Raw genomic sequence first — 25,208 nt, 5'->3', positions numbered from 1 at the left:
GGAGGGGTCGCACGGGGGAGCGGACGCGCAGATCATGGCGGAGTTCTGCCGGTTCGTCCGGGACGGCGCTCACGCCGAGTAGGCCGCGGTGACCTCGTAGATGCCGAACGGCCTGCCGCCGGGCGCCCGCTGGTGGCGGCGGAGCGGAGCCGTCGTGTCCCGGTGCCCCGCGCCCTCCTCCCAGCGGCGGAACGCGGCCAGGCTCTCCCACTCGCTCATCACGACGAACGCCGCGGGGTCGTCGGCGGCCCGCAGCAGTTCGTTGCCGAGCAGGCCGGGCGTGCCCGACAGGGCGCTGCTGATCTGGTGGTACGCCGACTCCACCGCGTCGGGCTCCTCGGACGGCGCGACGGCGTAGATCAGCACCCTGGCTCGTGCCGTGGGCATCAGCGCTTTCCCCCCATCGCGTACACGACCTGCATGGTCGTCATCGTCCCGCCGGAGCGGAACGGGTGGAGCTTGGTGCGGTGCTCGAGGTGCCCGGCGCTGTGCTCGAACTCGCGGAAGCGCGGCTCGTCGGCCCAGTCGCTCATGATGTAGTAGACGCCTTCCTCCTCCTCGCTCTTGGAGAGCCACTGGCCGAGGTTGGCGGGGTGGTCGGTGACGGCCTTGCCGACCTGGTACCACGTCCTCTCGAACTCCTCCTCCATGCCGGAGTGGATGTTCATGCGGAGCAGGACGCGGAAGACGGGCTGCGACTGTGACATGAGATGACCTCAATCCTCGGGTTGGAGAAACTCGCGGTTCAACCGTTCACGTGCGTAGAGCCGGGTGAGTCTGTGCATGCCGTAGCGGATGCTGCCGGCGTCGTCCGCCCGTACGTCGAGCAGATGGCAGCCGGCCAGGCGGGTCAGCCGGGCCTCCACCGCGTCGGTGGCGTTGCCGAGCAGCCCGGCGGCCGTCACGGCGGTGAAGTCCTGCGCGGGGAGCAGGCTGAGCAGGCGGAGCGTGCTGCGGTCGTGCGGGTCGAGCCGGAAATAGGCGTGGTCGTAGTCCGCCCGCACGTCGAACTCGGCGAAGCGCAGCTGGTCGAGGGGCGCCGGGGACGACTCCAGCAGCGCCGCCATCTTCTGCAGCGACCAGACCCTGGCGGCGGCGAGACGGGAGCCGACGCAGCGCAGGGCCCGGGGCAGCCGCCCGCAGAGCTCGACGATCGTCTCGGCGCGCTCCGGCTCGGCGGCCACCCGTTCGGCGCCGATGATGCGGCCGAGCAGCTGCGTGCCTTCGGACAGGCTCATGACGCCGAGCTCGACGTTGGTCACGCCCGGCATGCTCTGCAGCCCCTCCCGGCTGGTGACGATCACCACGCAGTGGGGTGTCGCCGGCAGCAGCGGGGTCACCTGGGCGGCGTCGCTGGCGTTGTCGAGGACGACCAGGATCCGCCGGTTGTTGCTCCAGGTGCGGAAGAGGTTGCTCCGCTCCTCGAGCGTCGGCGGGATCTGCTGCTCCGGCACCCCGACCGAGCGCAGGAAGCCGGCGAGGACGTCACCCGGCGCCGCCGGCGTCTCGGACGCGCCGTGCAGGTCGGTGAAGAGCTGGCCGTCGGGGAACTGCGCCCGGTGCAGGTGCGCGGCGTGCAGCGCCAGGGTCGTCTTCCCCACGCCGCCCATCCCCGTGATCGATATCGTCCGGGCCGCCGTGCTGCCGGGCTGGGGCGCTGCCAGGACCTGGGCGAGCCGGGCGAGCTCCGCCACCCGCCCCGTGAAGTCGGAGATGTCGGGCGGCAGCTGCGCGGGGACGGTCAGCGCGGCCGGCGGCGGGGTGGTGGTGCTGCCCTGCGGCTGGGCAGGGGCGGCCCCGGCCGGTTTGGGGGCGTCGGCGCTCAGCAGCGACTGGTGGAGGCGCTGCAGGGCGGCGGACGGTTCGAGCCCGAGCTCGTCGATCAGCACCTTGCGCAGCTGCCGGTAGACCTCCAGCGCCTCGTACCGGCGCCCGGAGCGGTTCAGGGCCGTCATGAGGTCGCCGTAGAAACGCTCGTGCAGGGGATAGCCGTGCACGAGCGTCTTCAGCTCGCTGATGAGCTCGCGATAGCGGCCGAGGCGCATGTCGGCATCGATGTGCAGCTCAAGGGCCCGCAGCCGGTTCTCCTCCAGGCGGGTCACGTGGGCGGAGAGGATCTCGCCCGTGGTGACGCCGAGGAGGGCCTGGCCACGCCACACGCTCAACGCCTCGGACAGCAGCTCGCCGGCGCGCTGCGCGTCGCCGCTCTCCAGCGTCAAACGGCCTTCACGCGTCGCCTTTTCAAAGATTCCGACATCGACGCTTTCGTCCGGAACTTCCAGCAGATAACCGCACTGCTGCGTGTGCAAACGTGCCAGGCCCGAGGGGTCGAGCACTTCTTTCCTGAGTTTGTAGATGTAGGTCTGCAGGGTCGTCATCGCGCTCTCAGGCGGATGATCTCCCCATAATTCGTCGATGAATTCACTGATTTGCACGATCTGGCCCTTGCGTACCAAGAGGAAGGCCAGGACCTGGCGGACCTTGGGTGCTGTGGGAGTGATGTCCCTGCCCTCGTGTATGACAGCGAGCGGGCCGAGGATGCGGAAGCTCATTGTGCCCTTCAATCTGCGCACGGCATGTTGAGGGAATCAACGTTGATTCCGGCGGAATTCGGACGTCCGGCATCAATTCCACTCGAAGGCTAATTTTTGAGCTTCTCGCCTAGCAACCCCTAGGGTGGCGGGTTAGCGGCCTACTGGTCGGTACTAGGGGTGATCCGGCACAGGACGGCGCCGGACGAGACACTCTCTCCCGGGGTCGCGGAGAGGCCGGTGACCACGCCCGGTTTGTGGGCGGTGACGGGCTGCTCCATCTTCATCGCCTCGATGACCAGGATGGTCTCGCCCTCCTCGACGGTGTCGCCGTCGGCCGCGAAGACCTTGACGACGGTGCCCTGCATCGAGCTGACCAGCGCGTCGCTGTCCGCGCCTGCCGAAGTCGACGCCCTGGCGGCGGTGCGGCGGGGCGCCGCCGCACCGTTCACGGGCCCGTTGGCGAGCCCGTTGGTCAGGCCGGTGGGCAGCACGACCTCGAGGCGACGGCCGTCCACCTCGACGCTGACGCGCTCGCGGGGCGCGGCCTGCGCCGGGACGGCCGCGGTGTGCGGGTGCGGCTCGACGGGATTGGCGAACTCGGTCTCGATCCACCGGGTGTGCACGGCGAACGGCTCGCCCGTGAAGGCGGGCTCCTCCACGGCGGCGCGGTGGAAGGGCAGGAGCGTGGGCAACCCCTCGATCTCGAACTCGGCCAGCGCCCGCCGGGCCCGCCGCAGCGCCTGCTCGCGATCGCCTCCCGTCACGACCAGCTTGGCGATCAGCGAGTCGAACTCCCTCGGCACCTCCTGGCCCGACGTGTACCCGGAGTCCAGCCGCACGCCCGGCCCGCTCGGCGGGCGGAAGGCCGCGATCGTGCCCGGGGCGGGCAGGAACCCGCGCCCGGCGTCCTCGGCGTTGATCCGGAACTCGATCGAGTGGCCGCGCGGCTCCGGGTCGCCGTAGCCGAGGGGCTCGCCCTCGGCGATGCGGAACATCTCCCGCACCAGGTCGATGCCCGTCACCTCCTCGGTGACCGGGTGCTCGACCTGCAGCCGGGTGTTCACCTCGAGGAACGAGACGACGCCGTCCAGGCCGATGAGGAACTCGCAGGTGCCCGCGCCGACGTAGCCGGCCTCGCGCAGGATCGCCTTGGAGCTGCTGTAGAGCTGCGCCCGCTGCTCGGCGGTCAGGAACGGGGCCGGCGCCTCCTCGACGAGCTTCTGGTGGCGCCGCTGCAGCGAGCAGTCGCGCGTCGAGACCACCACGACCTCTCCGTACGCGTCGGCCAGGCACTGGGTCTCCACGTGACGAGGCCGCTCCAGATAGCGCTCCACGAAGCATTCACCGCGCCCGAAGGCCGTGACCGCCTCGCGCACCGCCGACTCGTACGCCTCCGGGATCTCCGCCATCGTGGCGGCGACCTTCAGCCCCCGGCCGCCTCCGCCGTACGCCGCCTTGATCGCGATCGGGAGCCCGTGCTCGGCGGCGAAGGCCAGCACCTCCTCCACACCGGCGACCGGCTCGCCGGTGCCGGCCACCATCGGCGCGCCGACCTTCTGCGCGATGTGCCGCGCGGCGACCTTGTCGCCCAGCGCCCTGATCGCGGCGGGCGGCGGGCCGACCCAGGTCAGCCCCGCCTCCAGGACGGCCTCGGCGAAGTCGGCGTTCTCGGCCAGGAACCCGTAGCCGGGATGGACCGCGTCCGCGCCGGAGCGGGCGGCGACCGCCAGCACCTTCTCGATGTCCAGGTACGTCTCGGCCGGGCTGGTCCCGCCGAGCGCGTACGCCTCGTCGGCGAGCCTGACGTGCAGGGCGTCCAGGTCCTGTTCGGAGTAGATGGCGATGCTGGTCAGGCCCAGGTCCTTGCAGGCTCTGGCGATCCGTACCGCGATCTCGCCGCGGTTGACGATCAGGACCTTGGAGATGCCGCTCATGACGTCCTCGCCAGGGTCCGGCCGAGCACGCCGCGGAGCGTCGCCTCGGGGTCGGCGTCCGGCGCGGGGCCGCACCAGGCCACGTAGCCGTCGGGCCGTACGAGCACCGCCCCGTCCCGGCCGGCGCCGTAGCGCTCCTCCCACGCGCCGTCCACGTCGATCACCTCGCGGCCGACGCGGTAGGCCCGCAACGGGACGCCCAGCTGGGCGGCGCACTTGTCCGCCGCCTCCGTCCACCCGGCGCCGTCGGCCCCGGTGAGCAGCACGAACGCGTCGTGGAACAGGTCGTGCACGGTGATCCGCCGTCCCTCGTGGCGCAGCCACAGGTGCGGCGCGCGGGCCCCGGGAACGGCTCGCGCCACCACCCGGTCGCCGTAGACCGACTCGTGCCCGTAGCGCTGGCCGAGGGCGCAGACCAGGTCGTCCACGTCGTCCTCGTACGGCTGGTCCGAGAACCTGGCCTGCTGCCGCCGTACGGTGATCTCCGCCAGCGTCCGCGCCACCGGCCTGCGCTCGGGCTCGTAGGTGTCGAGCAGGCCCGCCCCCGCCCACCCGCCGAGCACCCCGGCGAGCTTCCAGGCCAGGTTGTGCGCGTCCTGGACGGCGGCGTTCGCCCCCATCGCGCCGGCGGGCGACCAGACGTGCGCGGAGTCGCCGGCGAGGAAGACCCGGCCGTGGCGGTAGCGGTCGGCGACCCCGACCGCCTCCTCCCAGCAGGCGATGTCCAGGACGGTGACCGGGACGTCCCGTCCGATGACCGTTCTGGCCACCTTCTCGCAGCGCGCCGGGGTGAAGTCGGCGGGGGACTCCTTGGCGGGGTCGTAGGTGAAGCTGATCGCCCACTGGCCGGGGACGGCGGTGGTGAGGAACGAGCCGAAGCCGATCTCGGCGTTGACCACGATCCAGAGCATGGCCCGCTGGGTGACGAGCTCCGCCAGGTCCGCCTCGACGATGAAGGTGACCCAGTTCTGGGTGACCCCCGGCCCCGTGTGGTCGATGCCGAGCCGGCGCCTGATGGCGCCGCGGAAGCCGTCGGCCGCGATCAGATAGTCCGACCGTATGGTGCGCCGCTCCCCGCTGATGCGGTCCTCGGTCACCGCCGTTACACCGTCATCGTCCACGTCGACCGAGAGGCACTGCGTGTCGAACCGGATGTCGGCCCCCAGCCCGCGGGCGGCCTCGATCAGGATCGGTTCCACGCTGCGCTGGTCGGCCATGACGTACTCGCCGGCGGTCAGCTCGGGAAAGGCCCGCGGCGAGTCGTCGTCCAGCAGCCACGTCCACTCGCCCGCGAGGCTCTCGCACCGTACGACGCCCGATTCGGCGTCGAACGGCGCGCCGGCCGCCGCGATGCGCGCGGCCAGGCCCAGGGGGCGGTAGAGCTCCATGGTCCGCTGGTTGATCCCGCGTGCGCGGCCCTGGATGGACACGCCCGATTGCTTGTCGACCAGCACCGGGCGCACGCCCTGCCCCGACAGGAACAGTGCCGAGGCCAGGCCCGCATACCCGCCACCGACGATGAGGACCGGGGCGTTCTCGTCAGGCGTCGTCATCAATGCTCTCCTTCTCCGGCTGCATCGGTGCGCTTGCCGGAGGGTTCCACGGCAGGCTCAAGCCTCGCTCGGGTCACGGGTGGCTTCGAGTCCCGTCCGAGTACGGCGGTGCATGCTGCGTCCCGTACGGACCGGATTCCCCTTGGGAGGACACGATGCCCTTCACGGCGATCACCTATGACATCAAGAGCGGCTACGAGGACCAGGTCGCGGAGGTCTTCTCCGGCTTCCAGCGGCCGAGGTCGGCGGTCGTGCCGGGGGCCGACGGCGAGCAGGCCGGGCGGATCCTGGCCACGGCGGTGTTCATCAGGGACAACCTGCTGGTCCGCTTCATCGAGTTCGAGGGCGACCTCGACGCGGTGGCGCGGCACATGGCCGTCCAGCCGGGCGTCCAGGAGGTCGAGCGCAAGCTCAAGCCGTTCCTCAACTCCCCGCGCGACACCGGCACCCCCGAGGGGTTCGTCCGGACGTTCAAGAGCAGCATGCTCCGCTCGATCACCCAGCTGGCCGTGCCCCGGTGAGTCGAGGGCGCCTCCAGCACTGCTCGAGGCAGCGGCAACCGGCCCGTGGTGCCCTGGGCGCATGCGGATAATCTTCACGACCTGGGCGTGGCCGTCCCACCTGTACGCGATGGTGCCGCTCGCGTGGGCCTGCCGGGCCGCCGGGCACGACGTGCTGGTGGCGAGCCAGCCGGAGCTCACCGGCGCGATCCTGCGTACCGGCCTGCCGGCGGCGCCGGTCGGGCGGGACGTGGACGCGCTGGCGACCTTCCACGACATCGTGTTCCCGCCGTCGCAGCAGTCGCCGCCTTCGCAGCCGTCGCCGTCGGCGCAGCGGCCGGCGGGCGGCGGGCCGCGGGTCTTCGGGCTGCTGGCCGAGCTGGCGGAGGCGATGACGGACGATCTCGTCGCGCTGGGGAGGCGGTGGCGCGCGGACCTCGTCGTGTTCGAGCCCACCGCCTTCGCGGGAGCGCTGGCCGCCGCCGCGCTCGGCATCCCCGCCGTGCGGCACCTGTTCGGCACCGATCTCATGAGCGTCGTCGGGCGGTTCCTCCTGGACGCGCTCGCCCCGCTCAGCGAGAAGCTGGGGCTGGACGCCGTCGATCCGTTCGGCGTGGCGTCCGTGGACCCGTGCCCCGCCGGGCTCCAGGTTCCCGTCGGCTCCCGCCGCCTGCCGATGCGGTATCTGCCCCACAACGGCCCGGGCAGCCTGCCCGCCGGCCTGCCCGCGCCGTCCGGCCGGCCGCGCGTCTGCGTCACCTGGGGCACCACGCCGAGCCGGGTGGCTCCGGAGCTCTTCCTGGCAGGGCAGGTGGCCAGGGCGATCGGCGACCTCGACGTGGAAGTGGTGGTCGCGGTCACGCCGGAGCAGCGGCCGCTGCTCGGCGAGCTGCCGCCCGGTGCGTACGTCACCGAGGGAACGCCGCTCGATCTCCTGCTGCCGTCCTGCGACGTCGTCGTGGCCCACGGCGGCGCGGGCACCCTGCTGACCGGGCTGGCGCACGGGCTGCCGCAGCTGCACCTCCCGCGGCTGCCCGACCACCAGCGCCACGCCGGGCGGCTGGCCGAGGTGGGCGCCGGCCTGGTGCTCGCGGCGCAGGACGCCGAGCCGAAGGCGATCAGGGACCTCCTCGCCGAGCTGATGGCCAAACCGGAGCACCGGGCCGCCGCGCGGCGGCTGCAGGCCGAGATGTCCGGCCAGCCGTCCCCGGCCCAGGTCGTGAGGTCGCTGGAGAGCCTCGTCGAGCCGGGCGCGAGCCGCCCTCAACCGGCTGCGGTGACTGTCGAACAATGAGATCCACCCCGAAATTCGCGCACGAGTCATTCGCTCGGCGACACCGTGGCGGGATGCTGCTCGAAAGGCACGGCATCGATCTCTATCCGCATCCCTTCCTCGGCTTCACCCTGCCTCCCGGTCACCGTTCCTCCGTGCTCAACACCGATGAGGAGGGCTTTCGCCTCTCGGACTCGCCGTTCGGCACGGTGGACACCACCTCGTGGCTGGCCGCGGGCGGCGGCGGCATAGTGCTGGGCAACTCGGTGGCCGTCGGCCTCGCGGCGACCTCCGACCGCCACTCGCCTCCCTCGCACCTGGCCTTCGCCTCCGGGACCCGGCAGCTCAACCTGGGCCTGTGCGCGGCGGTCTCCCTCCAGGAGCTCGTCGCCGCCACACCGTTCCTGCACGCGGCGTCCACCGTGGTGGTCATCGGCGGCGGCCCCGACTTCGTCAATCTGGTCGGCTCGCTCGACCCGAGCGGGCTGTTCGGCGCGGTCTCCTACGAGCGCACGTTCACCGAGCTCGCCGAGATCCCGCTGTTCGACCTGGCCACCCTCGCCGCCGGCGAGGAGGTCCCCGACCTCGAGTCCCGCCGCCGCAAGCGCGACAGGACCCCGGCCTGGAACCTCGCCGACGCCGTGCCGCGGATGGAGGCGGCCGCGCGCAGGCGGCTCGAGCACCTCGGCTTCCTCGCGCGGGCGGCCGGCGACCGTACCCGGGTCCTGTTCTGCCTGCAGCCGCTCGTGACCTCGCGCACGAGACAGCTCAGCCCCGAGGAGAAGGCACGGTACGACTTCGACGCACCCGTCTTCGGCGTCCTGCACAGCGCCATCGAGGAGAACTGGGACGCCTACGCCGCCCTGTACGCCAAGGGCTGCGCCGACCTGGGGATCTCGTTCCTGAACCTGTCGGCCGACCTGTTCGAGGGCGACGCGTTCGCGGACACCGTGCACTTCACCGACGACGGCAACCGGCAAGCCGCGGAAATGATCCACCGGGCGCTCGAGGGCGCCGCCTAACCGAAAGGAAGCATGATGTCCCACGTGGCGATCCAGGCCGAGCGGCTCCAGCAGATCCGTGACATCCTCGTCGACGTCCTGGAGATCGAGCCGGACGAGCTGACGTACACCAGCGACTTCGTCAACCAGCACGGCGCCGACTCGCTGCTGGCCATTGACATCATCGCCAGCATCGAGCGATCCATGGGCGTGCGCATCCCGAGCGAGGCCCTTCCCGAGATGGTCAACCTGGGGGCCGTGGTGGAGCTCGTGCTCCGTTACGAGGGCACCGATGCCTGAAACGGCGTCGCGCCGGGTCGTGGTCACCGGGCTCGGAGCGGTGAGCAGCCTCGGAACGGGGGCGCGCGCCTTCGCCGACGCCATCAGGGCGGGGCGGAACGGCGTGTCGCCCATCCGGAGTTTCGACGCGAGCGGGTTCCCGCACACCTACGCGGGCGAGGTCCACGACTTCGACCCCGGCCAGGTGCTGCGCCGGCTGCGGGTCGAGGAGTGGGGCCGCAGCAGCCTGTTCGCGGCCTCCGCCGCGCGGCTGGCGCTGATCGACGCCGAGATCGACCCCGCCCAGGTCTCGGCGTCGCGCGCGGGTTCGGCGATCGGGACGACGCTCGGCGAGTCGGCGGTGATCGAGGAGCTGGTGAGCCAGTGGGTCGACCAAGGGCTCAAGGACATCGACCCGGTCCTGGCCCGCCGGGCGCCGGCCAACCGCATCGCCACCGCGGTCAACGCCGAGCTCGCCCTCACCGGGGAGGCCCACACCATCGCGACGGCCTGCTCGGCGAGCAATTACACGCTCGGCTACGCGTACGACCTGGTGCGTACCGGCGAGGCGGACTTCATGATCAGCGGCGGTGCCGATTCGGTCAACCGCTGGGAGCATGCCGGTTTCTACCGGCTCGGGGCGCTGGCCGAGTCGGTGTGCCGGCCCTTCGACACGCACCGCTCGGGGATCCTCACCGCCGAGGGCGGCGTCGCGCTGTTCCTGGAGCCGCTGGAGGGGGCACTCGCCCGAGGCGCCCGTATCTATGCGGAAGTGCTCGGATACGGCGTCAACTGCGACGCCAAGCACCCGGTGGCGCCCGACCCGACGAGCATCGCGGAGTGCATCAGGGCCGCGCACCGGAACGCCGGGGTGCGTACCGAGGACATCGACTACATCTGCGCGCACGGCACGGGCACCCCGACCAACGACGCCACGGAGGTGAAGGCGGTGCGTGAGGTGTTCGGCGACAGGCTGCCGCCGATCAGCTCGATCAAATCCATGATCGGGCACACGATGGGCGCCGCCAGCGGCTTCGGCGCGCTGATCTGCTGCATGGCGCTGCATGACGGGTTCCTGCCGCCCACGGCCAACGTGACGGAGATCGATCCGGCGCTGGGTCCGGGGGTGGACTGCGTACCGGGGACGGGCCGGCCGGCCTCGCCGCGGATCGTGCAGAACCACGGCTTCGCCTTCGGCGGCAACAATGCGATCACCATCCTGGGGAGGGTCGCGTGACGACGTCGGCGCCACTCGTGATCACCGGTTGCGGCGTGGTCTCGCCCTCGGGCATCGGCCTGGAGGCGCTCACCGCTCCCCGGAACGGGACAGGACAGGCGGAGCCTCCCGAAGGGGAGTACCCGCCCATCCCGCTCGCGGTGATCCCCGACCTCAGGGTCGAGGAGTACCTGGGCAAAAAGGGGATCAGAACCCTGGACCGGACCACCCGGCTCGCCCTGGTGGCGAGCAACCGCGCGCTGGCGACGCTGGAGACCGCCCTGAGCGAGGAGGACCGCGCCAGAACCGGCGTGGTGATCGGGACCAGCACTGGCAGCATCCGCAGCTCCAGCGAGTTCTCCCGCGAGACGCTGGTGCGGGAGAAGCCCTACCTGGTGCAGGCCACGCTCTTCCCGCCGTCGGTGATGAACTTCTGCGCGAGCCAGATCGCGATCTGGAACTCGCTGCGCGGCGTGAACGCCACGATCGCCGACGGCCGCGTGTCGGGCCTCGGCGCGGTCAGCTACGCCAGGAACGCGATCATCCAGGGCCACATCGACCGCGCCCTGGTCGGTGCGGTGGAGGAGCTGTGCCCGCAATCCGCGTGGGCCTGGCACCTGTCCGGCGCGCTGGCGCCGGACGCGGCGGTGGGGGAGGGGGCGGCGGTCTTCGTCATGGAGAGCGCCGAAGGCGCCGCCGCGGCCGGCCGCGCGGCGCTGGCCGAGGTGCTCGCCTGCGAGGTCGGCACCCTGGGCATGTCCGACGTACGGCAGGGCGTGGCCACCTGCGTCGGCCGTGCACTGGAGCGCAGCGGCGTGCCCGGCGCGGCGGTCACCGCCATCTCCTTGAGCGCGTCGGTCCTGCGCGGGCTGAGAGCGGCCGAGGAGGCCGGCGTCGGCGACGCCCTGGGCGGGTCGCTGCCCGCACAGCTGAGGACGGCGACCCTGCTGGGCGAGAGCTTCAGCGCCACGGCCGCGCTGCAGCTGGCGGACGTGCTCGCGACCTGGCGCACCGCTCCGGCCGCGGCGGGAGCGGTGGCCCTGGTCGTCGTCACCGGTGACGACGGGAACGTCGGCTGCCTGGTGCTGCGCCACCCTGGCTGAGCCGGCGCAAAGAAGAGACCGGCCCGGAGAGCATCTCCGGGCCGGTCTCTTCGGCGTGCTAGGCGACGGTGCCGGTCTGTTCGGCGTTCCAAGCGACGATGCCGGATTTCTTCGGCGGTGCTATGCCACCGTCCGCAACTCGCGTTCGCGCTCTCCGGGCTGGACGGCCACGCGGGCCATCGCCAGGCGCAGCAGCGGCGGCGCCATGAGGGACGTGAAGACGGCGACCAGGATGAGGATGGTGTAACTCGCGGTGTTCAGCACCCCGAGCCGCAGGCCCACCATCGCGACGATCACCTCGATCACGCCTCTGGCGTTCATCCCGGCCCCCAGCGCCAGGGCCTCCCAGCGCGTGAGGCGGCTGCTCAGCGCGCCGATGAAGGCGCCGACGAACTTGCCGGCGATCGCGATCGCCACCACCGCGAGGGCGGCCAGCAGGATCGCGGAGTCGCCGAGCGCCGTCAGGTCCATGCGCAGCCCGGCCGTGGCGAAGAAGATCGGGGCCAGTACGGCCAGCACGACCGTACGAAGGGGCGCGAGCAGGCTCAGGTCGAAGCCGGGCGCCTGACCGATGAGGATGCCCAGGATGAAGGCGCCGAAGACCGCCTCGAGCCCGAGGGCGTGAGTGGCGGCGGCGCCCCCGAGGAGCAGGATCACCACGGCGGCGATCGCCGGGCCCGGCGAACCCGGCCTGCTGACCGGCCGCAGGAGCACCCCGACGGCCGTCCGCCCGACCGTGACCGCCAGGGTGATGAAGACGGCCAGGGCCACCAGGGACTGGACGATGCTGCCCGCGCGCAGGCCGGTGGTGGCCATGGCGGAGACGACCGAGAGCATCAGCCAGCCGAAGACGTCGTCGACCGTGCCCGCGGCCAGGGTGAGCTGGCCGACCTCGCGGTGCAGCAGGTTCATGTCCATGAGCGTCTTGGCGATCACCGGGATGGCGCTCACGCACAGCGCGACGCCGAGGAACAGGGCGAAGACCGTTCTGTCGCCCTGCCCGGCCATGAGCGAGGCGGGCAGCAGCAGCCCCACCCCGACCCCGCAGAGCAGCGGCACCAGGAGCCCGGCGGCGCTGACCCGGACGGCGGTCGTGCCCTTGCGCTTGATCAGGTCGAGGTCCAGGTGCATGCCGGTGATGCCGACCAGCAGCAGGACGCCGATCTGGCCCACCGCGTCGAGCAGGTGGAACTGGGCGGCGTCCCTGGGCAGCAGCCAGTCCGACACCCCCGGCGCGACGTGGCCCAGCAGGGAGGGGCCGAGCAGGACGCCGGTGCCCAGCTCGCCCACCAGCGCGGGCAGCCCGAGCCTGGTGGCGAGCCTGCCGAGCACCAGGGCGACCAGCAGGAGCAGCCCGGTCTGGAGCAGGAAGAGCAGGAGACTGTCCGCCGCGATGGGCGGCACCGGAGTGGTGAGATGCATGTTCGACCCTCAGCTCTCGGTCAGCGCCCGCCGGCGGTGTGCACGACTTCGCCGTTGATGTTGCCGTTGGCCTCGGAGCACAGGAAGACGATGAGGCGCGCGACGTCGTCCGCCGTGCTGAGGCGCCCGCTCGGGGTCTCCTCCACGGCCCGCGCCAGGAGCGCGGGGTCCACGGCCTCCAGGCTCTCCGTCAGCGTGCCGCCGGGCGCGACCACGTTCGCGAGCACTCCGTCGCGCGTCCACATCAGCCCGCGGACGAACCCGTGCAGCGCCGCCTTGGCCGCGCTGTAGAGCTCGGAACCGGGATTGCCATGGGTCGCGGTCACCGACGACAGCAGCACGATCCGGCCCCACCCGCGCTCCCGCATGCCGCCCAGCGCCTGGCGGACGGTCCACAGGTGGCCTTCGACGTTCTCGCGGAACAGCCCGAGCCAGTGATCCATGGGGAAGTCCTGGTAGGGCGGGATGTCCTCGGGGTTGATCCACACCCACGACTGCGCGTTGGCCACGACGACGTCGACCCCGCCCCAGCGCTCCTCGACGGCCGACACGGCCTGCCTGATGGAGTCCGGATCGGCCAGGTCGTACGGCAAGGCACACGCCCGGTCCTCGCCGCCCAGCTCCTCGACCACGCGCTTGGCCGCGGCGTCGGAGGTGTGATACGTGATGGCGACCCGCGCCCCTTCCGCGGCGAAGACGCGGGCCGTGGCCAGGCCGATGCCCCGGGTGGCGCCGGTGATCAGTACCCGCTTGTCCGCCAAGCCAAGATCCATGTGACGTCCTTAAGTCGGCGTTGGGAGCCACCACTGTGCGGCAGCGGGCTCGAGAACGGCTGGTCACCGCCTGGTGCCGGACTCCAGAGGGCTTCTAGGACGGGTCCCTACCGTCCGGAACGGAGTTCACGACGACAGGGGAAGGCCGATGCTGCACGAAGAGCTCATGGAGATCAGGGACCCGGTGTTACGGAAGGTGCAGGACCATCCGTTCTGGTCTGGCCTTCGCGACGGCTCGCTGCCCGGCGAGGCCCTCGCCTATTTCGTCCAGCAGGACACCGGCTTCCTGCTGCCCGCCTACGCCCGCGCGCTGGCCCGGTGCGCCGCCGCCGCTCCCGAGGACGCCGACGCGTTCCTGCTCGGCCAGTCCGTGGCGGGCACGCTCGAGGCCAAGGACCGGCTGCGCCAGGCCTACACTCGGCTGGCCGGCGAGCTCGGCCTGCCGGAGCTCGGCGAGCAGATCCCGGTGGATCCGGCCACGCACGCGCACGCGTCCTTCTTCGCGGCCGCCACCGCGCGCTCCTTCTACGCCGGGATCGGCGCGCTGCTGCCCATGGTCTGGTTCAACGCCGAGGTGTCCGACAACCTGAAGATCAACGCCACTCCCGGCTCCCGCTACCTGCCGTGGATCGAGGTCTACCACCCGGGCGAGTCCTACGGGTACGCCGTGCGGGCGTTCCTGGACATGATCGACCGGGCCGGCGAGAGCTGCTCGGCCGCGGAGCGTCGGCTCATCGTCGAGCAGTTCTCCACCAGCATCCGTTACGAATGGGCCTTCGCGGAATGCTGCCTGCGGCAGCCCTCCTGGCCGGTTTGAGGAGAAAGGTCGCCGAATGAGCACGGAAACCCCCCTTCACTACCCCTTCGCGTGGACACCTCCGATGGAGGTGCCCGAGGGGCTGCGTGGCCTGCGGAGCAAGGCTCTCGTCGAGGTCAGGCTGCCCAGCGGTGACACGGCGGTGATGGTGACGCGCTATAAGGATGTCAGGAAGCTCTTCGCCGACGAGCGGCTGAGCAAGAACATCGCCAGGCCCGGTGTCGCGCGGATCTCCGCGGACAACGAGCTGTTCGTCGACCCCGAGATCGACGCCGACCCGCCGGACCACACCAGGATGCGTAGCCTGGTGACCAAGGCGTTCACCGCGCGCCGGATCGAGCGGCTGCGGCCTTATGCGCAGGCCACCGTGGACGAGCTGCTGGACGCGATGGAGGCCGGGCCCAAGCCGGTCGACCTGAACGAGGCGGTCGCGTTCCCGCTCCCGATCCTGGTGATCTGCAAGCTGCTCGGCATCCCCCCGGAGGACAGGAACCGGTTCCGCCGGCTGGTGGACGGCTTCCTGTCCGTCACCAAGCTGCCCGCCGACGAGGTCGAGGAGTGCCGCAAGGGCCTGTGGGGCTATCTCGTCGAGCTGATCGCCGCCAAGCGGGAGGACCTGGGCGACGACCTGATCAGCGCCCTGATCAAGGTACGCGACGAGGACGACAACCGCCTGTCCGAGCACGAGCTGCACTTCTGGACGCAGAGCCTGCTCATCGCCGGCTACGTCACCACCGCCAGCCAGATCGGCACCGGGACCGCGGTGCTGCTCCACCGGCAGGACCTGGTCAAGGAGATCCGGGCCGACTACTCGCTGGTGCCCTCGGCGGTGGAGGAGCTGCTGCGTACGCAGATCATGGGCTCGTCCATCGGGACCCTGCGCTACGCGCTGGTGGACATCCCGCTGTCCGACGGCACGGTGATCAAGCAGGGCTCCAGCGTCCTGCTCTCCGAGGAGTCGGCCAACATGGACGAGACCGTGTTCAACGACCCCTTCACGCTGGACATCCGGCGTAAGGAGAACCACCACATGACGTTCGGCGCGGGCATCCACTACTGCGTCGGCGCGGCCCTGGCCCGGATGGAACTCCAGGTGGCCACCGAGACCCTGCTGAGGCGGTTCCCGGATCTGCGCCTCGCGGTGCCCGGGGACGAGCTGCCCCGGGGTCTGGGCGGGTTCATGGAGGGCTTCAGCGAGATTCCGGTCACGTGGTGACCGGTCCGCGCACCGCGCTCGTCACCGGGGCCAACCGCGGGATCGGCCGCGCGGTCGCCGCCGAGCTGTACCGCAGGAACCTGCGGGTGGTGGTGACCGCGCGGGACCCCGAGACGGCCCTCGCCACCGCCGCCGACATCGGTCCCGGTGTCTGCGCGCACGTCCTGGACGTCACCGACCCCACCGGCGTCATGCTGCTGCGCAAGGAGATCGAGCACGTCGACGTGCTGGTGTGCAACGCCGGAGTCCTGCTCGACGCGCGCACCGACCCCCTCACCGCACCGCTCGACCTCGTCGACCGGACGCTGCGGGTGAACCTGCTCGGCTCGTGGCGGCTGGCCCAGGCCTTCGTCCCGTCCATGATCCGCCGCGGGTGGGGTCGCGTGGTGCTGATCTCCAGCGGGACGACCGCCGAGTTCGGCGGGGCCCTGTTCGCCGGCGCCCCCGGCTACTCGCTCTCCAAGAGCGCGTTGAACGGCCTGACCACCATGCTCGCCGCCCAGTGCGAGGGCACCGGGGTGCTGGTGAACGCGGTCAACCCGGGACGCGTGCGTACCGACATGATGCCCTCCGGCCACGTCACGCCGGAACAGGCCGCCCGGTTCATCGCCGACGTGGCGACGCTGCCGTCCGGCGGGCCGAACGGCAGCTTCCTCACCGAGAAACGCAGTCAGGGTTAAGGAGACAGCATGGAATTCGACCTGACCGGCAAGACGGCCGTGGTCACTGGGGCCGGAGCCGGGATCGGGCTGGCGGTCACGCGGAAGCTGGCCGCGGCGGGCGCCGACGTCTTCGGCGGGGCGCGTACCGTCAGCTCGGACCTGCTGGCCACGACGCCGCACACCCTCGAAGTCGACCTCCTCACCAAGCAGGGCCCGCAGTCGCTGATCGACGCGGCGCTCGCCAAGTTCGGCGGCATCGACATCCTCGTCAACAACGTGGGCGGCGGGGTGAAGCTGGCCTCGGGCTTCCTGGACATCGACGACGACGTCTGGCAGCACACGTTCGAGCTCAACGTCCTCACCACGATCCGGGCCACCCGGGCGGCGCTCCCCAGCCTGGTCGAGCGGAACGGCGCCATCATCAACATCGGTTCGATGAACTCGAGCATGGTGGACCCGCGGCTCGGGCACTACTCGGCCGCCAAGGCCGCGCTCACCAACATCGGCAAGGCGCTGTCGGCGGAGTTCAGCTCGCAGGGCGTCCGGGTCAACACCATCTCGCCCGGTCCTGTCCGTACCCGGCTGTGGACGAATCCGGAGATCGCGCGGCGCGCGGGGATGACCCCGGAGGAGTTCGTCGCCACCGTGCCCAAGATGACGGGGCTCTCCACGGGGGAGATGATCGACCCTGACGAGATCGCGACCCTGGTCGTCATGCTGGCGTCCGGCAAGGTCCGCAGCATCACGGGCGCGGAGGTCATGATCGACGCCGGCATGGCTCCTCCGGCTCACTACAATCGCCCCTCCTGAGGGCGACGCGCACGAGGCCGGCTCGCCGCCAGACGGCAAGCCGGCCTCGATCGTGCGGCGACACCCGCGGGGCTGCGGCTCGCTGACGACGCTGTCGGCGCCTGCGCGATGCTCCCGAACTGCGGGACTGAAGGTGCGCCGTCCGGCCTGTGCGATGCCGGCGAATGACGGCACCCAAGGCGCGCCGCCGGTCCTGCGCGATGCTCGCGAGCGACGGCACTCAAGGTGGCGCCGCGCCCTGTGCGATGCTCGCGAAGGGCGCCTGCGGTGGGGCGGCGGCACGGCGGCGGCACGGCGGCGGCACGGCGGCGGCACGGCGGCGGTCGGCGTGTGCGACGGGCGGCACGGCGGCGGCACGGTGACGGTCGGCGTGTGCGGCAGTGCGGTGGTGAAGCAGCGTGGGGTGCCTCAAGCGGCCGAGCTGGTCGCCGTGTCGATCCGGCTCCTGACCCGTCCGCCGCCCTCGCCGGGCGCGGCCGAGACGTAGAGGTGGCGGCGCTCCTCGGGCAGCAGGCCGCCCCAGATGCCGTGCCGCACCTGCAGCTGTACGGCGACCGCCAGACATTGCTCGGCCACCGGGCAGTCGCGGCAGATCGCCTTGGCACGGCGGGCGGCGCTGTGGCCGGCGTCGTGGAAGAACAGATCGGGATCGCTCTGCGCGCAGCCGGCCCTGGCCGTCCAATGGTCGGCGACGGGCGAGCACTCCAGCCGGGCGAGGGCGTCGTCGCCGGGGTGGGCCGGAAGGGTGAACGTCTTCATGTCTGCCCCCTCGTTTCTCCCAGCGTGCACGCCGCGGCTCGACGCCTGTTCGATGCCCGCTGGACCGCCCGACGGACCGGCGGAAAGCGGCGTCCAGGCGGGGTCGAGCGGGGGAAGTGACAATCCATCACCTACAGGACGCCGAAGGAGGGTGAGGGCGTGTTAGCTCGGCTTGCCAGAGGGATCGTCAAGTTCATCTGGGACGGCCTGGTGGGTGTTGGGCGTTTCTCCGGAATGGCCCCTTTCCTGGTGGTCCCTCCGGACAACCCGCCGCCGTCTCTGCCGGCGGGACATCCGGAACAGCTCATCCCCGATGTGCCGCTGACCCCGGAGGAGGCGCGGCTCTGGAAAGAGCTGAACCGGCCCTGATCACGGCGCTCGACGGCCCAGGTCGGCGCTGACCTGCCCCACGACCACCGGATCCATCTGCGCGGCCAGCGACAGCGCCTCCGCGAGGGCCTGCTCCGCCGCGCTCCGGTCTCCGGTGGCGGCGTGGGCCCCGCTGAGCTGGGTGAGCACCCGGACCTCGTACAGCGGAGCGTGGATCTTCCGGCAGAGCGCCAGCGCCTGGTCCAGATGGTGGATGGCCTTGTCGGGCTCGCCCCGGGCGGAGGCCAGCTCGCCGAGCCCGGTGAACCCCTTGACCTCGGCCAGTCGCGACCGGGAGCTGCCCGCCAGATCGATGCACCGCTCGAGCGCGGTGGCCGCCTCGGCGAACTCGCCGCGGCGCAGCCGGGCGAGCGCCAGCTGGTGCAGCGCGTACGCCTCACCGATGGCGTCGTCCATCGCCCGCACCATCGTCAGCGACGACTGGAGCACGTCGACGGCGCGGGAGAGGTCGCCCGCCTGGATGTACGCGTCGCCGAGCCAGCACAGCACCTGAGCCTCCACCCGCTTGCTCCCGGCCGTGCGGCTGAGCCGGAGCGACTCGTCGAGCAGCCGCCTCGCCTCGGCCGGGTCGCGTAACTCCAGCCGCGTCCTGGCCAGGCTGTGCAGCACGAACGCCGCGGCGGCCAGGTCCCCGTTGGCGTGGAAGATCTTCAGGGCGTGGCGGTAACCGTTCTCGGCGGCGGTGAGCCGGCCGTACATCCGGTCCAGGAACGCCAGGTCGCGGATCGCCAGCGCCTCTCCCTGGTCGTTCCCCTCGGCCCGGAACATCTCGGCCGCCGCCTCGAAGTCGCGCCGCGCGTCGTCGAAGCGCTGCTCGGCACTGTGCAGCGAGCCGAGCGAGTAGAGCATCGTCGCCTGGCCGCGCACGTCCCCGACCTGACGGGCGGCTTCCAGCGCGACCTCGTGGGTCTGCCGCCAGTCGTCATAGTAGATGCGCGCCTCGAACAGCGTCACCGAGGTGATCGCCAGGTCCCAGCAGAGCTCGACGAGCCCGGCCCTGGCGGCCTGCCGGATCGCGGCCACCAGCGTCACGCGTTCGCGCTCGAACCACTGCATCGGGATCCCGATGATCGTCTCCATCTGCTCGGGCGGGGCGGGCCAGGACGGGGTGGCGCTGCGCACCTTGACGTAGTCGCCGCCGTACTCCAGGCTGTGCGCCTGCTGGGCGAGGGCGAGCAGGGCGCTGAGCACCCGGGTCAGCTCGTCCTTGCGTTCGACGGGGGACTCCTCGGCCACCACCCGCTCCCGCGCGAACACGCGGGTCAGCTCGTGCAGGTGATAGTGGGCCTGCCCGTCGTCCGTGCCGGACATCTCGATCAGCTGGGCGTCGGACAGGTCGTCGAGCAGGTCCTGGGCCACGGTGAGCGGCGCGTCGAGCAGCGCGGCCGCGATCCAGCCGGAGTAGTGGGTGAAGTCGAGGATGGCCAGCCGCCGGAGCAGGCGGCGGGCCGGTTCGCTCATGCTCTCGTACGTCAGGGCGAGGCTGGCCCGGATCCCCATTTCGCCGTACCGGAGCTCGTCGAGCCGCCGTGCCTCGTCGGCCAGCCGCTCCACCAGGTGGCCGATGGTCCAGTTGGGCCGGGCGGCGAGCCGGGCGCCGGCGATGCGCAGGGCCAGCGGGAGGTGGCCGCAGAGCTGCGCCAGGGCGGCGGCGGGCTCGGGATCGTCCTGGATGCGGTCGCTGCCGGCGATGCGCTTGAGCAGGTTGATCGACTGTTGCGACTCGAACGTCTCGATCTCGACGGACATGGCGCCGGGCAGCCCGACCAGGCGGCTGCGGCTGGTGACCATGACGGCGCAGTCCGGGTAGCCGGGCACCAGGGGGAGGACCTGGCTCTCGCTGCCGGCGTCGTCGAGGACGATCAGCATGCGCCGGTCGGAGAGCATGGTGCGGTAGACCTCGGCCCGTTCCTCCAGGCCGTCGGGTATCTCCGTGCCGGGCAGGCCGAGGGCGCGGAGGAAGCGTTCGAGCACCTGCTTGGGGTGGACCGTGGGCGACGCGGCGCCGTGCAGGTCGGCGAAGAGCTGGCCGTCGGGGAACCTGTCGGCGATGGCGTGCGAGGTGTGCACGGCGATGGCGGTCTTTCCGACGCCGGGCTTGCCGTAGATGACCACCACCGGTACGGCGAGTTGGCAGCGGTCCGAGGTCAGCAGCCGTCCTATCGTCTCCACCTGCCGGCGGCGTCCGGTGAAGTCGGCGATGTCGCTGGGAAGTAATCGCGGCGTCCCCTGGGGCGCGACGGGCGGGGATTCGCGTGGGGGTGGCGGGGCCGGGGCGTTGAGGCTTTCGTGCGAGGTGAGGATCGCCTGGTGCAGCTGGCGGAGCTCCTCGTTGGGCTCCAGGCCCAGCTCCTCGATCATGGTCTCCCGGGTGTGCTGGTAGACCTGTAACGCCTCCGCCTGGCGCCCGGACCGGTACAGCGCTGTCATGAGCTGGCCGCGTAAGCGCTCCCGGAGCGGGTGTCTCTCGACCAGCTCGGTGATCTCGGCCACCAGCTCGCGATGCCGGCCGAGCTCGAGTTCGAGCTCGATGCACTCCTCGTTGATGGTGATCTGCCGCTCGGTGAACCTGGTCACCGCCGACCGGACCAGCCGGCTCTCGATGCCCTCCAGCGGCCCGCTGCACAGGGCGAGGGCCTCGCGGTAACCGCGTACGGCGTCGTCGAGCTGTCCGGCGTCACGCGCGCGCCGTGCTTCGACGGCGAGCCGCCGGAACCGCTGCGCGTCGATCTGGTCGTCGTCGCAGCGGAAGATGTATCCCTGCGACTCGGTGGTGATGATGTGGGGGTATCCGTACGAGGCGAACAAGCGCCGGAGCGAGGAGATGCAGATCTGGATCTGCGCCCGGGACGTGGCCGGCGGGTCGTCGCCGTAGATCGCTTCCATGAGCCTGCGGACCGAGACCACGCGCCCCGCCTCCAGCAGCAGGACGGCGAGAACGGCCTGCTGCCGCGGGCTGCCGAGGTCCAGCCGCTTCCCCTCGATCGTGATTTCCAAAGGGCCGAGGATCCGAATCTCCACCCCGTGTCTCCCGTTCAGCCCGGCGATGGCGTACGAGCAGCCGACATCACTGGTGCGCCCATCACCGCCATCCGCGCAGGACAGGCCCCCTGACCAGCTGCGATAGAGGACCGATGGATTACCCCCTACTCGCGGAGTGTACAGCCCGGTGCATTTGGAAGCCAGATTAGACTTATTTCTTCGCGATCTGTTCGCGACGCGGTCGCCTCTCATGCGGCAGCGGTACTCCATTGTCCGGAACCTGGGTGAACACGTGAATGCGAAAACGGCCGCCCCAATCTCTTCCGCCTGACGAGAAGGTCAGGCGATGGGACGGCCGTCAGCCTTGTGCGTGGAGCGCCGGGTCAGTCCCAGGGGGTGCCGTCATCGTGCGCGGCGGTGAGATTAGGCGACAGTGCGACCGAGCCGACGGCGGAGTGGGCGCCGGCCCAAAGGATTCCCGCCGAGAGGGCCGCGGACAGGGCGAGCGGGATGGTGCTTTTCGTGAGACGACGCCACATCATGTTTTACCTCGTGTTAACAATTGGGGCGCCTGCCGCCGCCCGGCGGGCTGCCTGTTGATCCGAAGCTATGAGCGCCCTCCATCCATTCATTATCCGTTCCCTTCTCGGGTGACATCTTCCCTGGTCGGAGCGGTCATTGGGGAGTGGACGGGTCGATGGCGGCTGAATAGGCCGATGCCCCGGCCGTGGGCTCGCGTTACCTCCGCGCGGGCTCTTGGGATGCCTCCCGGGCGGCACCGTGACCACGGTGCCGGAGAAAGAGGAAGGGCGCCGCTCCCGGGCCGCCGCATAACTGATCCATTACATTTCCGGAGTTGCGTACGGACTTGACTGCGTACGTCACCGCACTGGTCTCCGGTGAAATGGCGGTATATCCCCTCGGGATGGGATATGGGAACAGCGGCCACGCGGATGATGCCGGCGGCTGCCCGCCGTCCGGAGAAATGCGCCTGGGGAGTTCCGATCGCGCCCGGATGGATAGCGTTATCATCAAGATTCCCCATGGGCCGTGACCCGGATCTACCGGTGACCATGGAAGGATGTTTCCGGGCGCGGCGCCCGCGTAAAAGCGGGGAGTGCCCGCCCGGTCGGCCGCGGCGGTTATCCGCGGAAATCGAAGTCTGTTTTCGATGGATTGCCGGGACGAGCGCGTGTTCGTTCGCGGATCCGGCGGAGAGGGTCCCCCGTCCCGCGACATGGTGTCGCGAACGGCGCGGAGTCGATCGGGCGCACGCGCGGAGCCCGACGGACCCGCCAGGCGCGGCGATTCATCGATGTAATGTGACATTTGCGCTGATCACCCGCGTAGAGCGGGTAACTGCCCGGCGCCGCTGCAAAGAGCTCGCCATAGCGGGATCCCGCATGGTTATCAGCCCGGCCAGGGGATAACCGGGGACCTGAGAACTCGGCTTCCGGTATTCATCCGAGCTGTTCGACGGCCCGATGCCTGACTTGTCGCTCGAGGTTTGCCCGCGATCGCGTGACGTGTTGGACGGCGAGCCGGGACGGAATGGCTCTCAGCTTCCCGGCCCCCGTGGAACGCGCCATGCCAGGCGCCTCCGCAGGCCTGATCAAAGGATGAACGGCAAGCCGTCCAGAACGCGCCTGCCGGTCCATCCGCACAACGACCGCGGCACACGTGCGGCCCCGGCGGAGTGGCCTCTACCGGGCGGCGTAAGAAGGGCTCCGGTTCGGCCACGGGGAAGGGGCCGGCAACGTGTGCCAGATCACTCTTACGCCGGTCCGGTTGACACTCGAACTTGACCTTGGTAACGCGTCTCCGACATCCTCTAAATCCGGTGTGCCGCCGAATTACCGGTGCATCCGCGTCGGTCTAGCGGGCAGTGATCTCGCGTGCACCTCGGTCTCCTGCCCGCGTCAGAGGCGCTAAACCACGGGCGTGGACACCCTGGCGCGCGAGGCGCCCCGGCAGGACCGGGCCCATGCGTTCCGCGGTCGCCCGGCGCGAGCTCATCCTCGGCATCTGCGAAGGCGTCGGCGATGGCCGGCGGGCGAATAGTGGCTGGAAGGCACAAGGATAGAAGGCGTCGGAATGGTGAAAGACATGAATATCTCTGCGCAGGTGCTCGACGGCGTGTACGGCCGTCCGGCGTCGGGCCTGCGAGTGCGTTTGGAGCAGTTGGTCAACGGCGTGTGGGGCGACATCGGCAAGGCCGAGACCGACGGCGACGGGAACGTCAGCAAGTGGGCCCAGTCGGAGCTGTCCCGCGGGCTTTACCGGGTTGTCTTCGACAGCGACTACTACTTCTCCGGGCTCGGCATCGAGGCCATCTATCCGGAGATCGTGGTCGTGTTCCGGATCCGCGACGAGTCCGACATCTGCAAGATCCTGGTCATGCTCTCGCCGAGCACGTACTCCACGTACTTCGGCACCAGGAGCTGAACGCCCGCCCTCCTAGGCGCGGCGCCGGGCGCGGTAGGCGGCCACGTGCATGCGGTTGCCACACGTCCGGCTGTCGCAGTAGACCCGCGACCGGTTGCGGGACTCGTCGACGAAGACGCGGTCGCAGTCGGGAGCCGAGCAGGTGCGCAGCCGTTCGGCCTCGCCTTCGACCAGCAGATGGGCCAGGGCCACCCCGCAGTCGGCCGCCACGTGCTCGGCCAGCGTCGCGTCGGCGGCGAAGTAGTGCATGTGGAGCGGATGGCCGTCGTGCTCCGTCAGGCGGGGCGTGATGCGGGTCTCCGACAGCAGCGCGTTCAGGGTGCGGACCGCCGTGGGCTGGTCGGGGGCGGTGAAGACCCGGTGGAACGCCTCCCGCACCATCCGCACATGGCCCAGGTCGCGGGGCGTCAGCTTGGTCACGCCGCTCATCTGGCGGGACTCCACGAACGCCTGCAACTCGGCCAGGCCGGGCAGGCCCTCTTCGCCGCCTGTGGAGGGCGAGGTGTTGACCAGTTCGACAACGGTGGCCAAAGAATGCACCATGTCATGGCCAAACGGCATGTTGACTCCTGTCCGCGCCGGGTTCTAGCGTGGTCGAACTGTATCTGCTGCATGGCCGTTCGGGGGTCTCCGTGAGTGCACATCGCCGTATCGTGCTGATCGCGATAGCGGGTGCGCTCATCATCTCCACCTCCGGCCCCTTGGTCCGGCTCTCCGGTGTATCGCCCGCCACGTCGGCATTGTTCCGCTGTGCGTACGCCGTGCCGCCCATGCTCGTGCTGGCCTGGCTGGAGCGGCGCAGGCTCGGGCCCATGCCGGTCAAGGGGCTGGTGCTCGCCTGGCTCGCGGGGGCGGTGTTCGCGCTCGACCTGCTCTTCTGGCACCACGCGATCGAGTACGTGGGCGCGGGGCTGGCCACCGTGCTGGGGAACCTGCAGGTCTTCATCGTGGCGTTCGCGGCGTGGGCGCTGTTCCGGGAGCGCCCGTCCACGCGGCTGATGATCGCCACGCCGGTGGTGTTCGCCGGGGTGGTGCTCATATCCGGGATGTTCGACAGTGCCGCCTACGGGAGCGATCCGATCATGGGGGTGTGGGCCGGGATCGCCACGTCCGTCTCCTATGCGGCGTTCCTGCTGCTGATGAAGGCCGGACCCGAGCGGGCCGCCGGGCCGCTCGCACACGCGACCGTGGTCGCCACCGTGGCCATCGCCGCCCTCAGCCCGCTCTTCGGAGGCGCCGACCTCGTGCCCGCGTGGCCGGCGCACGGATGGCTGCTGCTGCTCGCGCTGGGGCCGCAGGTGCTGGGCTGGTCGCTGATCACGTTCTCGCTGCCGCGCCAGCCCGCCGCGCTCACCGCGCTGCTGCTGCTCATCCAGCCCATGACGACCGTGGCGCTGTCGGCGGTGGCGCTCGGCGAGCGACCCTCGCTCCTGCAACTCGCCGGATGTCTGGTGGTCGTCCTCGGCGTCCTGTACGGCTCCGGCCGCCGTGCTCAGGCCAGGGCGGTCCACGACGAGGAGCTGACGAAGGTGGCGTGAA

At 70.9% G+C, this 25,208-nt stretch carries 23 protein-coding genes; 13 read left to right on the top strand and 10 right to left on the bottom strand.

Translation table 11 applies throughout. The annotated features are described in order from the left end of the window. Nucleotides 1-69 precede the first annotated feature (69 nt). The 5 genes from AB0H84_RS45070 to AB0H84_RS45050 form a co-directional block, all read right to left on the bottom strand. Nucleotides 70-387, bottom strand: a complete 318-nt coding sequence (locus tag AB0H84_RS45070) for an antibiotic biosynthesis monooxygenase (RefSeq protein ID WP_357618926.1) — start codon at nt 385-387, stop codon at nt 70-72. Then, nucleotides 387-707, bottom strand: coding sequence for an antibiotic biosynthesis monooxygenase family protein (locus tag AB0H84_RS45065; protein WP_344986199.1), 321 nt, complete (start codon nt 705-707; stop codon nt 387-389). The genes AB0H84_RS45070 and AB0H84_RS45065 overlap by 1 nt, the downstream gene beginning before the upstream one ends. 9 nt (nt 708-716) lie before the next feature. Beyond that, on the bottom strand, nt 717-2,552 hold the full coding sequence (locus AB0H84_RS45060; RefSeq protein ID WP_357618923.1) for a BTAD domain-containing putative transcriptional regulator: 1,836 nt from the start codon (nt 2,550-2,552) through the stop codon (nt 717-719). Nucleotides 2,553-2,692: 140 nt separating this feature from the next. Continuing rightward, nucleotides 2,693-4,459, bottom strand: coding sequence for a biotin carboxylase N-terminal domain-containing protein (locus AB0H84_RS45055; protein WP_357618939.1), 1,767 nt, complete (start codon nt 4,457-4,459; stop codon nt 2,693-2,695). 5 nt (nt 4,460-4,464) lie between these two features. Further along, nucleotides 4,465-6,021 carry an FAD-dependent monooxygenase gene (locus tag AB0H84_RS45050; protein WP_357618920.1) on the bottom strand — a complete coding sequence of 519 codons (1,557 nt, stop codon included), beginning with the start codon at nt 6,019-6,021 and terminating at the stop codon, nt 4,465-4,467. A 155-nt stretch (nt 6,022-6,176) separates the two neighbouring features. Here AB0H84_RS45050 and AB0H84_RS45045 point away from each other — a divergent pair, with 155 nt between their 5' ends. The 6 genes from AB0H84_RS45045 to AB0H84_RS45020 all read left to right on the top strand — a co-directional run bounded on the left by AB0H84_RS45045 (nt 6,177) and on the right by AB0H84_RS45020 (nt 11,393). Then, nucleotides 6,177-6,542: a SchA/CurD-like domain-containing protein gene (locus tag AB0H84_RS45045; RefSeq protein ID WP_357618917.1), complete on the top strand. Its 366-nt coding sequence runs from the start codon at nt 6,177-6,179 to the stop codon at nt 6,540-6,542. A gap of 61 nt (nt 6,543-6,603) precedes the next feature. Then, nucleotides 6,604-7,815 (top strand): nucleotide disphospho-sugar-binding domain-containing protein, encoded by a 1,212-nt coding sequence (locus AB0H84_RS45040; protein WP_357618914.1) that lies wholly within the window; start codon nt 6,604-6,606, stop codon nt 7,813-7,815. Nucleotides 7,816-7,868: 53 nt separating this feature from the next. Beyond that, complete coding sequence (locus AB0H84_RS45035; RefSeq protein WP_357618911.1) at nt 7,869-8,816, top strand: hypothetical protein; 948 nt, start codon at nt 7,869-7,871, stop codon at nt 8,814-8,816. 12 nt (nt 8,817-8,828) lie between these two features. Beyond that, entirely contained in the window at nt 8,829-9,095 is a 267-nt protein-coding gene (locus tag AB0H84_RS45030; protein ID WP_357618908.1) for an acyl carrier protein, read from the top strand. Next, nucleotides 9,088-10,311, top strand: a complete 1,224-nt coding sequence (locus AB0H84_RS45025) for a beta-ketoacyl-[acyl-carrier-protein] synthase family protein (RefSeq protein ID WP_357618905.1) — start codon at nt 9,088-9,090, stop codon at nt 10,309-10,311. The genes AB0H84_RS45030 and AB0H84_RS45025 overlap by 8 nt, the downstream gene beginning before the upstream one ends. Continuing rightward, nucleotides 10,308-11,393, top strand: coding sequence for a beta-ketoacyl synthase N-terminal-like domain-containing protein (locus tag AB0H84_RS45020; protein ID WP_357618902.1), 1,086 nt, complete (start codon nt 10,308-10,310; stop codon nt 11,391-11,393). Before AB0H84_RS45025 ends, AB0H84_RS45020 begins: the two co-directional genes overlap by 4 nt. A 120-nt stretch (nt 11,394-11,513) precedes the next feature. Here AB0H84_RS45020 and AB0H84_RS45015 read toward each other — a convergent pair whose 3' ends face one another. Together AB0H84_RS45015 and AB0H84_RS45010 are read right to left on the bottom strand one after the other, a co-directional pair. Beyond that, nucleotides 11,514-12,815, bottom strand: coding sequence for a cation:proton antiporter (locus AB0H84_RS45015; RefSeq protein ID WP_357618899.1), 1,302 nt, complete (start codon nt 12,813-12,815; stop codon nt 11,514-11,516). Nucleotides 12,816-12,835: 20 nt separating this feature from the next. Then, nucleotides 12,836-13,588 (bottom strand): SDR family oxidoreductase, encoded by a 753-nt coding sequence (locus AB0H84_RS45010; RefSeq protein WP_357618896.1) that lies wholly within the window; start codon nt 13,586-13,588, stop codon nt 12,836-12,838. 148 nt (nt 13,589-13,736) lie between these two features. On the opposite strand from AB0H84_RS45010, the gene AB0H84_RS45005 reads away from it, so the two are divergent. Genes AB0H84_RS45005 through AB0H84_RS44990 form a run of 4 tightly spaced genes read left to right on the top strand, consistent with a single transcriptional unit; the run spans nt 13,737 to nt 17,093 of the window. Then, nucleotides 13,737-14,405: a TenA family transcriptional regulator gene (locus AB0H84_RS45005; protein WP_357618889.1), complete on the top strand. Its 669-nt coding sequence runs from the start codon at nt 13,737-13,739 to the stop codon at nt 14,403-14,405. A gap of 16 nt (nt 14,406-14,421) precedes the next feature. Beyond that, nucleotides 14,422-15,621, top strand: a complete 1,200-nt coding sequence (locus AB0H84_RS45000) for a cytochrome P450 (protein ID WP_357618886.1) — start codon at nt 14,422-14,424, stop codon at nt 15,619-15,621. Further along, complete coding sequence (locus tag AB0H84_RS44995) at nt 15,618-16,301, top strand: SDR family NAD(P)-dependent oxidoreductase (RefSeq protein WP_357618883.1); 684 nt, start codon at nt 15,618-15,620, stop codon at nt 16,299-16,301. The genes AB0H84_RS45000 and AB0H84_RS44995 overlap by 4 nt, the downstream gene beginning before the upstream one ends. A 9-nt stretch (nt 16,302-16,310) precedes the next feature. After that, the gene (locus AB0H84_RS44990) at nt 16,311-17,093 is read left to right on the top strand and encodes an SDR family oxidoreductase (RefSeq protein WP_357618880.1); all 783 of its coding nucleotides are present in this window, start codon (nt 16,311-16,313) and stop codon (nt 17,091-17,093) included. A 408-nt stretch (nt 17,094-17,501) separates the two neighbouring features. On the opposite strand, the gene AB0H84_RS44985 is transcribed toward AB0H84_RS44990, so the two are convergent. Beyond that, complete coding sequence (locus tag AB0H84_RS44985) at nt 17,502-17,852, bottom strand: WhiB family transcriptional regulator (RefSeq protein ID WP_357618877.1); 351 nt, start codon at nt 17,850-17,852, stop codon at nt 17,502-17,504. A 159-nt stretch (nt 17,853-18,011) separates the two neighbouring features. Between AB0H84_RS44985 and AB0H84_RS44980 the strand changes: the two genes are divergently transcribed. Continuing rightward, nucleotides 18,012-18,221, top strand: a complete 210-nt coding sequence (locus tag AB0H84_RS44980; RefSeq protein ID WP_357618874.1) for a DUF6059 family protein — start codon at nt 18,012-18,014, stop codon at nt 18,219-18,221. Here the strand turns inward: AB0H84_RS44980 and AB0H84_RS44975 are convergent, their stop codons facing one another. Beyond that, nucleotides 18,222-21,239 (bottom strand): BTAD domain-containing putative transcriptional regulator, encoded by a 3,018-nt coding sequence (locus AB0H84_RS44975; protein ID WP_357618871.1) that lies wholly within the window; start codon nt 21,237-21,239, stop codon nt 18,222-18,224. Nucleotides 21,240-23,330: 2,091 nt separating this feature from the next. Here AB0H84_RS44975 and AB0H84_RS44970 point away from each other — a divergent pair. Next, nucleotides 23,331-23,669: a hydroxyisourate hydrolase gene (locus AB0H84_RS44970; RefSeq protein WP_357618867.1), complete on the top strand. Its 339-nt coding sequence runs from the start codon at nt 23,331-23,333 to the stop codon at nt 23,667-23,669. A 12-nt stretch (nt 23,670-23,681) separates the two neighbouring features. Here AB0H84_RS44970 and AB0H84_RS44965 read toward each other — a convergent pair whose 3' ends face one another. After that, nucleotides 23,682-24,209, bottom strand: coding sequence for a CGNR zinc finger domain-containing protein (locus AB0H84_RS44965; protein ID WP_357618936.1), 528 nt, complete (start codon nt 24,207-24,209; stop codon nt 23,682-23,684). A gap of 113 nt (nt 24,210-24,322) precedes the next feature. Here AB0H84_RS44965 and AB0H84_RS44960 point away from each other — a divergent pair, with 113 nt between their 5' ends. After that, nucleotides 24,323-25,207, top strand: a complete 885-nt coding sequence (locus AB0H84_RS44960; RefSeq protein WP_357618864.1) for a DMT family transporter — start codon at nt 24,323-24,325, stop codon at nt 25,205-25,207. Nucleotide 25,208 lies beyond the last annotated feature (1 nt).

The sequence above is a fragment of the Nonomuraea sp. NPDC050786 genome (genome assembly GCF_040654115.1).
Lineage (GTDB): Bacteria > Actinomycetota > Actinomycetes > Streptosporangiales > Streptosporangiaceae > Nonomuraea.
This window is presented reverse-complemented; position numbering and strand designations above follow the sequence as displayed.

Bases quoted from the DNA above. Each gene is read 5' to 3' on its own strand.
- AB0H84_RS45070 (WP_357618926.1), bottom strand. From the start codon at position 387: ATGCCCACGGCACGAGCCAGGGTGCTGATCTACGCCGTCGCGCCGTCC.
- AB0H84_RS45065 (WP_344986199.1), bottom strand. From the start codon at position 707: ATGTCACAGTCGCAGCCCGTCTTCCGCGTCCTGCTCCGCATGAACATC.
- AB0H84_RS45060 (WP_357618923.1), bottom strand. From the start codon at position 2,552: ATGAGCTTCCGCATCCTCGGCCCGCTCGCTGTCATACACGAGGGCAGG.
- AB0H84_RS45050 (WP_357618920.1), bottom strand. From the start codon at position 6,021: ATGACGACGCCTGACGAGAACGCCCCGGTCCTCATCGTCGGTGGCGGG.
- AB0H84_RS45045 (WP_357618917.1), top strand. From the start codon at position 6,177: ATGCCCTTCACGGCGATCACCTATGACATCAAGAGCGGCTACGAGGAC.
- AB0H84_RS45040 (WP_357618914.1), top strand. From the start codon at position 6,604: ATGCGGATAATCTTCACGACCTGGGCGTGGCCGTCCCACCTGTACGCG.
- AB0H84_RS45035 (WP_357618911.1), top strand. From the start codon at position 7,869: ATGCTGCTCGAAAGGCACGGCATCGATCTCTATCCGCATCCCTTCCTC.
- AB0H84_RS45030 (WP_357618908.1), top strand. From the start codon at position 8,829: ATGATGTCCCACGTGGCGATCCAGGCCGAGCGGCTCCAGCAGATCCGT.
- AB0H84_RS45025 (WP_357618905.1), top strand. From the start codon at position 9,088: ATGCCTGAAACGGCGTCGCGCCGGGTCGTGGTCACCGGGCTCGGAGCG.
- AB0H84_RS45015 (WP_357618899.1), bottom strand. From the start codon at position 12,815: ATGCATCTCACCACTCCGGTGCCGCCCATCGCGGCGGACAGTCTCCTG.
- AB0H84_RS45010 (WP_357618896.1), bottom strand. From the start codon at position 13,588: ATGGATCTTGGCTTGGCGGACAAGCGGGTACTGATCACCGGCGCCACC.
- AB0H84_RS45005 (WP_357618889.1), top strand. From the start codon at position 13,737: ATGCTGCACGAAGAGCTCATGGAGATCAGGGACCCGGTGTTACGGAAG.
- AB0H84_RS45000 (WP_357618886.1), top strand. From the start codon at position 14,422: ATGAGCACGGAAACCCCCCTTCACTACCCCTTCGCGTGGACACCTCCG.
- AB0H84_RS44990 (WP_357618880.1), top strand. From the start codon at position 16,311: ATGGAATTCGACCTGACCGGCAAGACGGCCGTGGTCACTGGGGCCGGA.
- AB0H84_RS44985 (WP_357618877.1), bottom strand. From the start codon at position 17,852: ATGAAGACGTTCACCCTTCCGGCCCACCCCGGCGACGACGCCCTCGCC.
- AB0H84_RS44970 (WP_357618867.1), top strand. From the start codon at position 23,331: ATGAATATCTCTGCGCAGGTGCTCGACGGCGTGTACGGCCGTCCGGCG.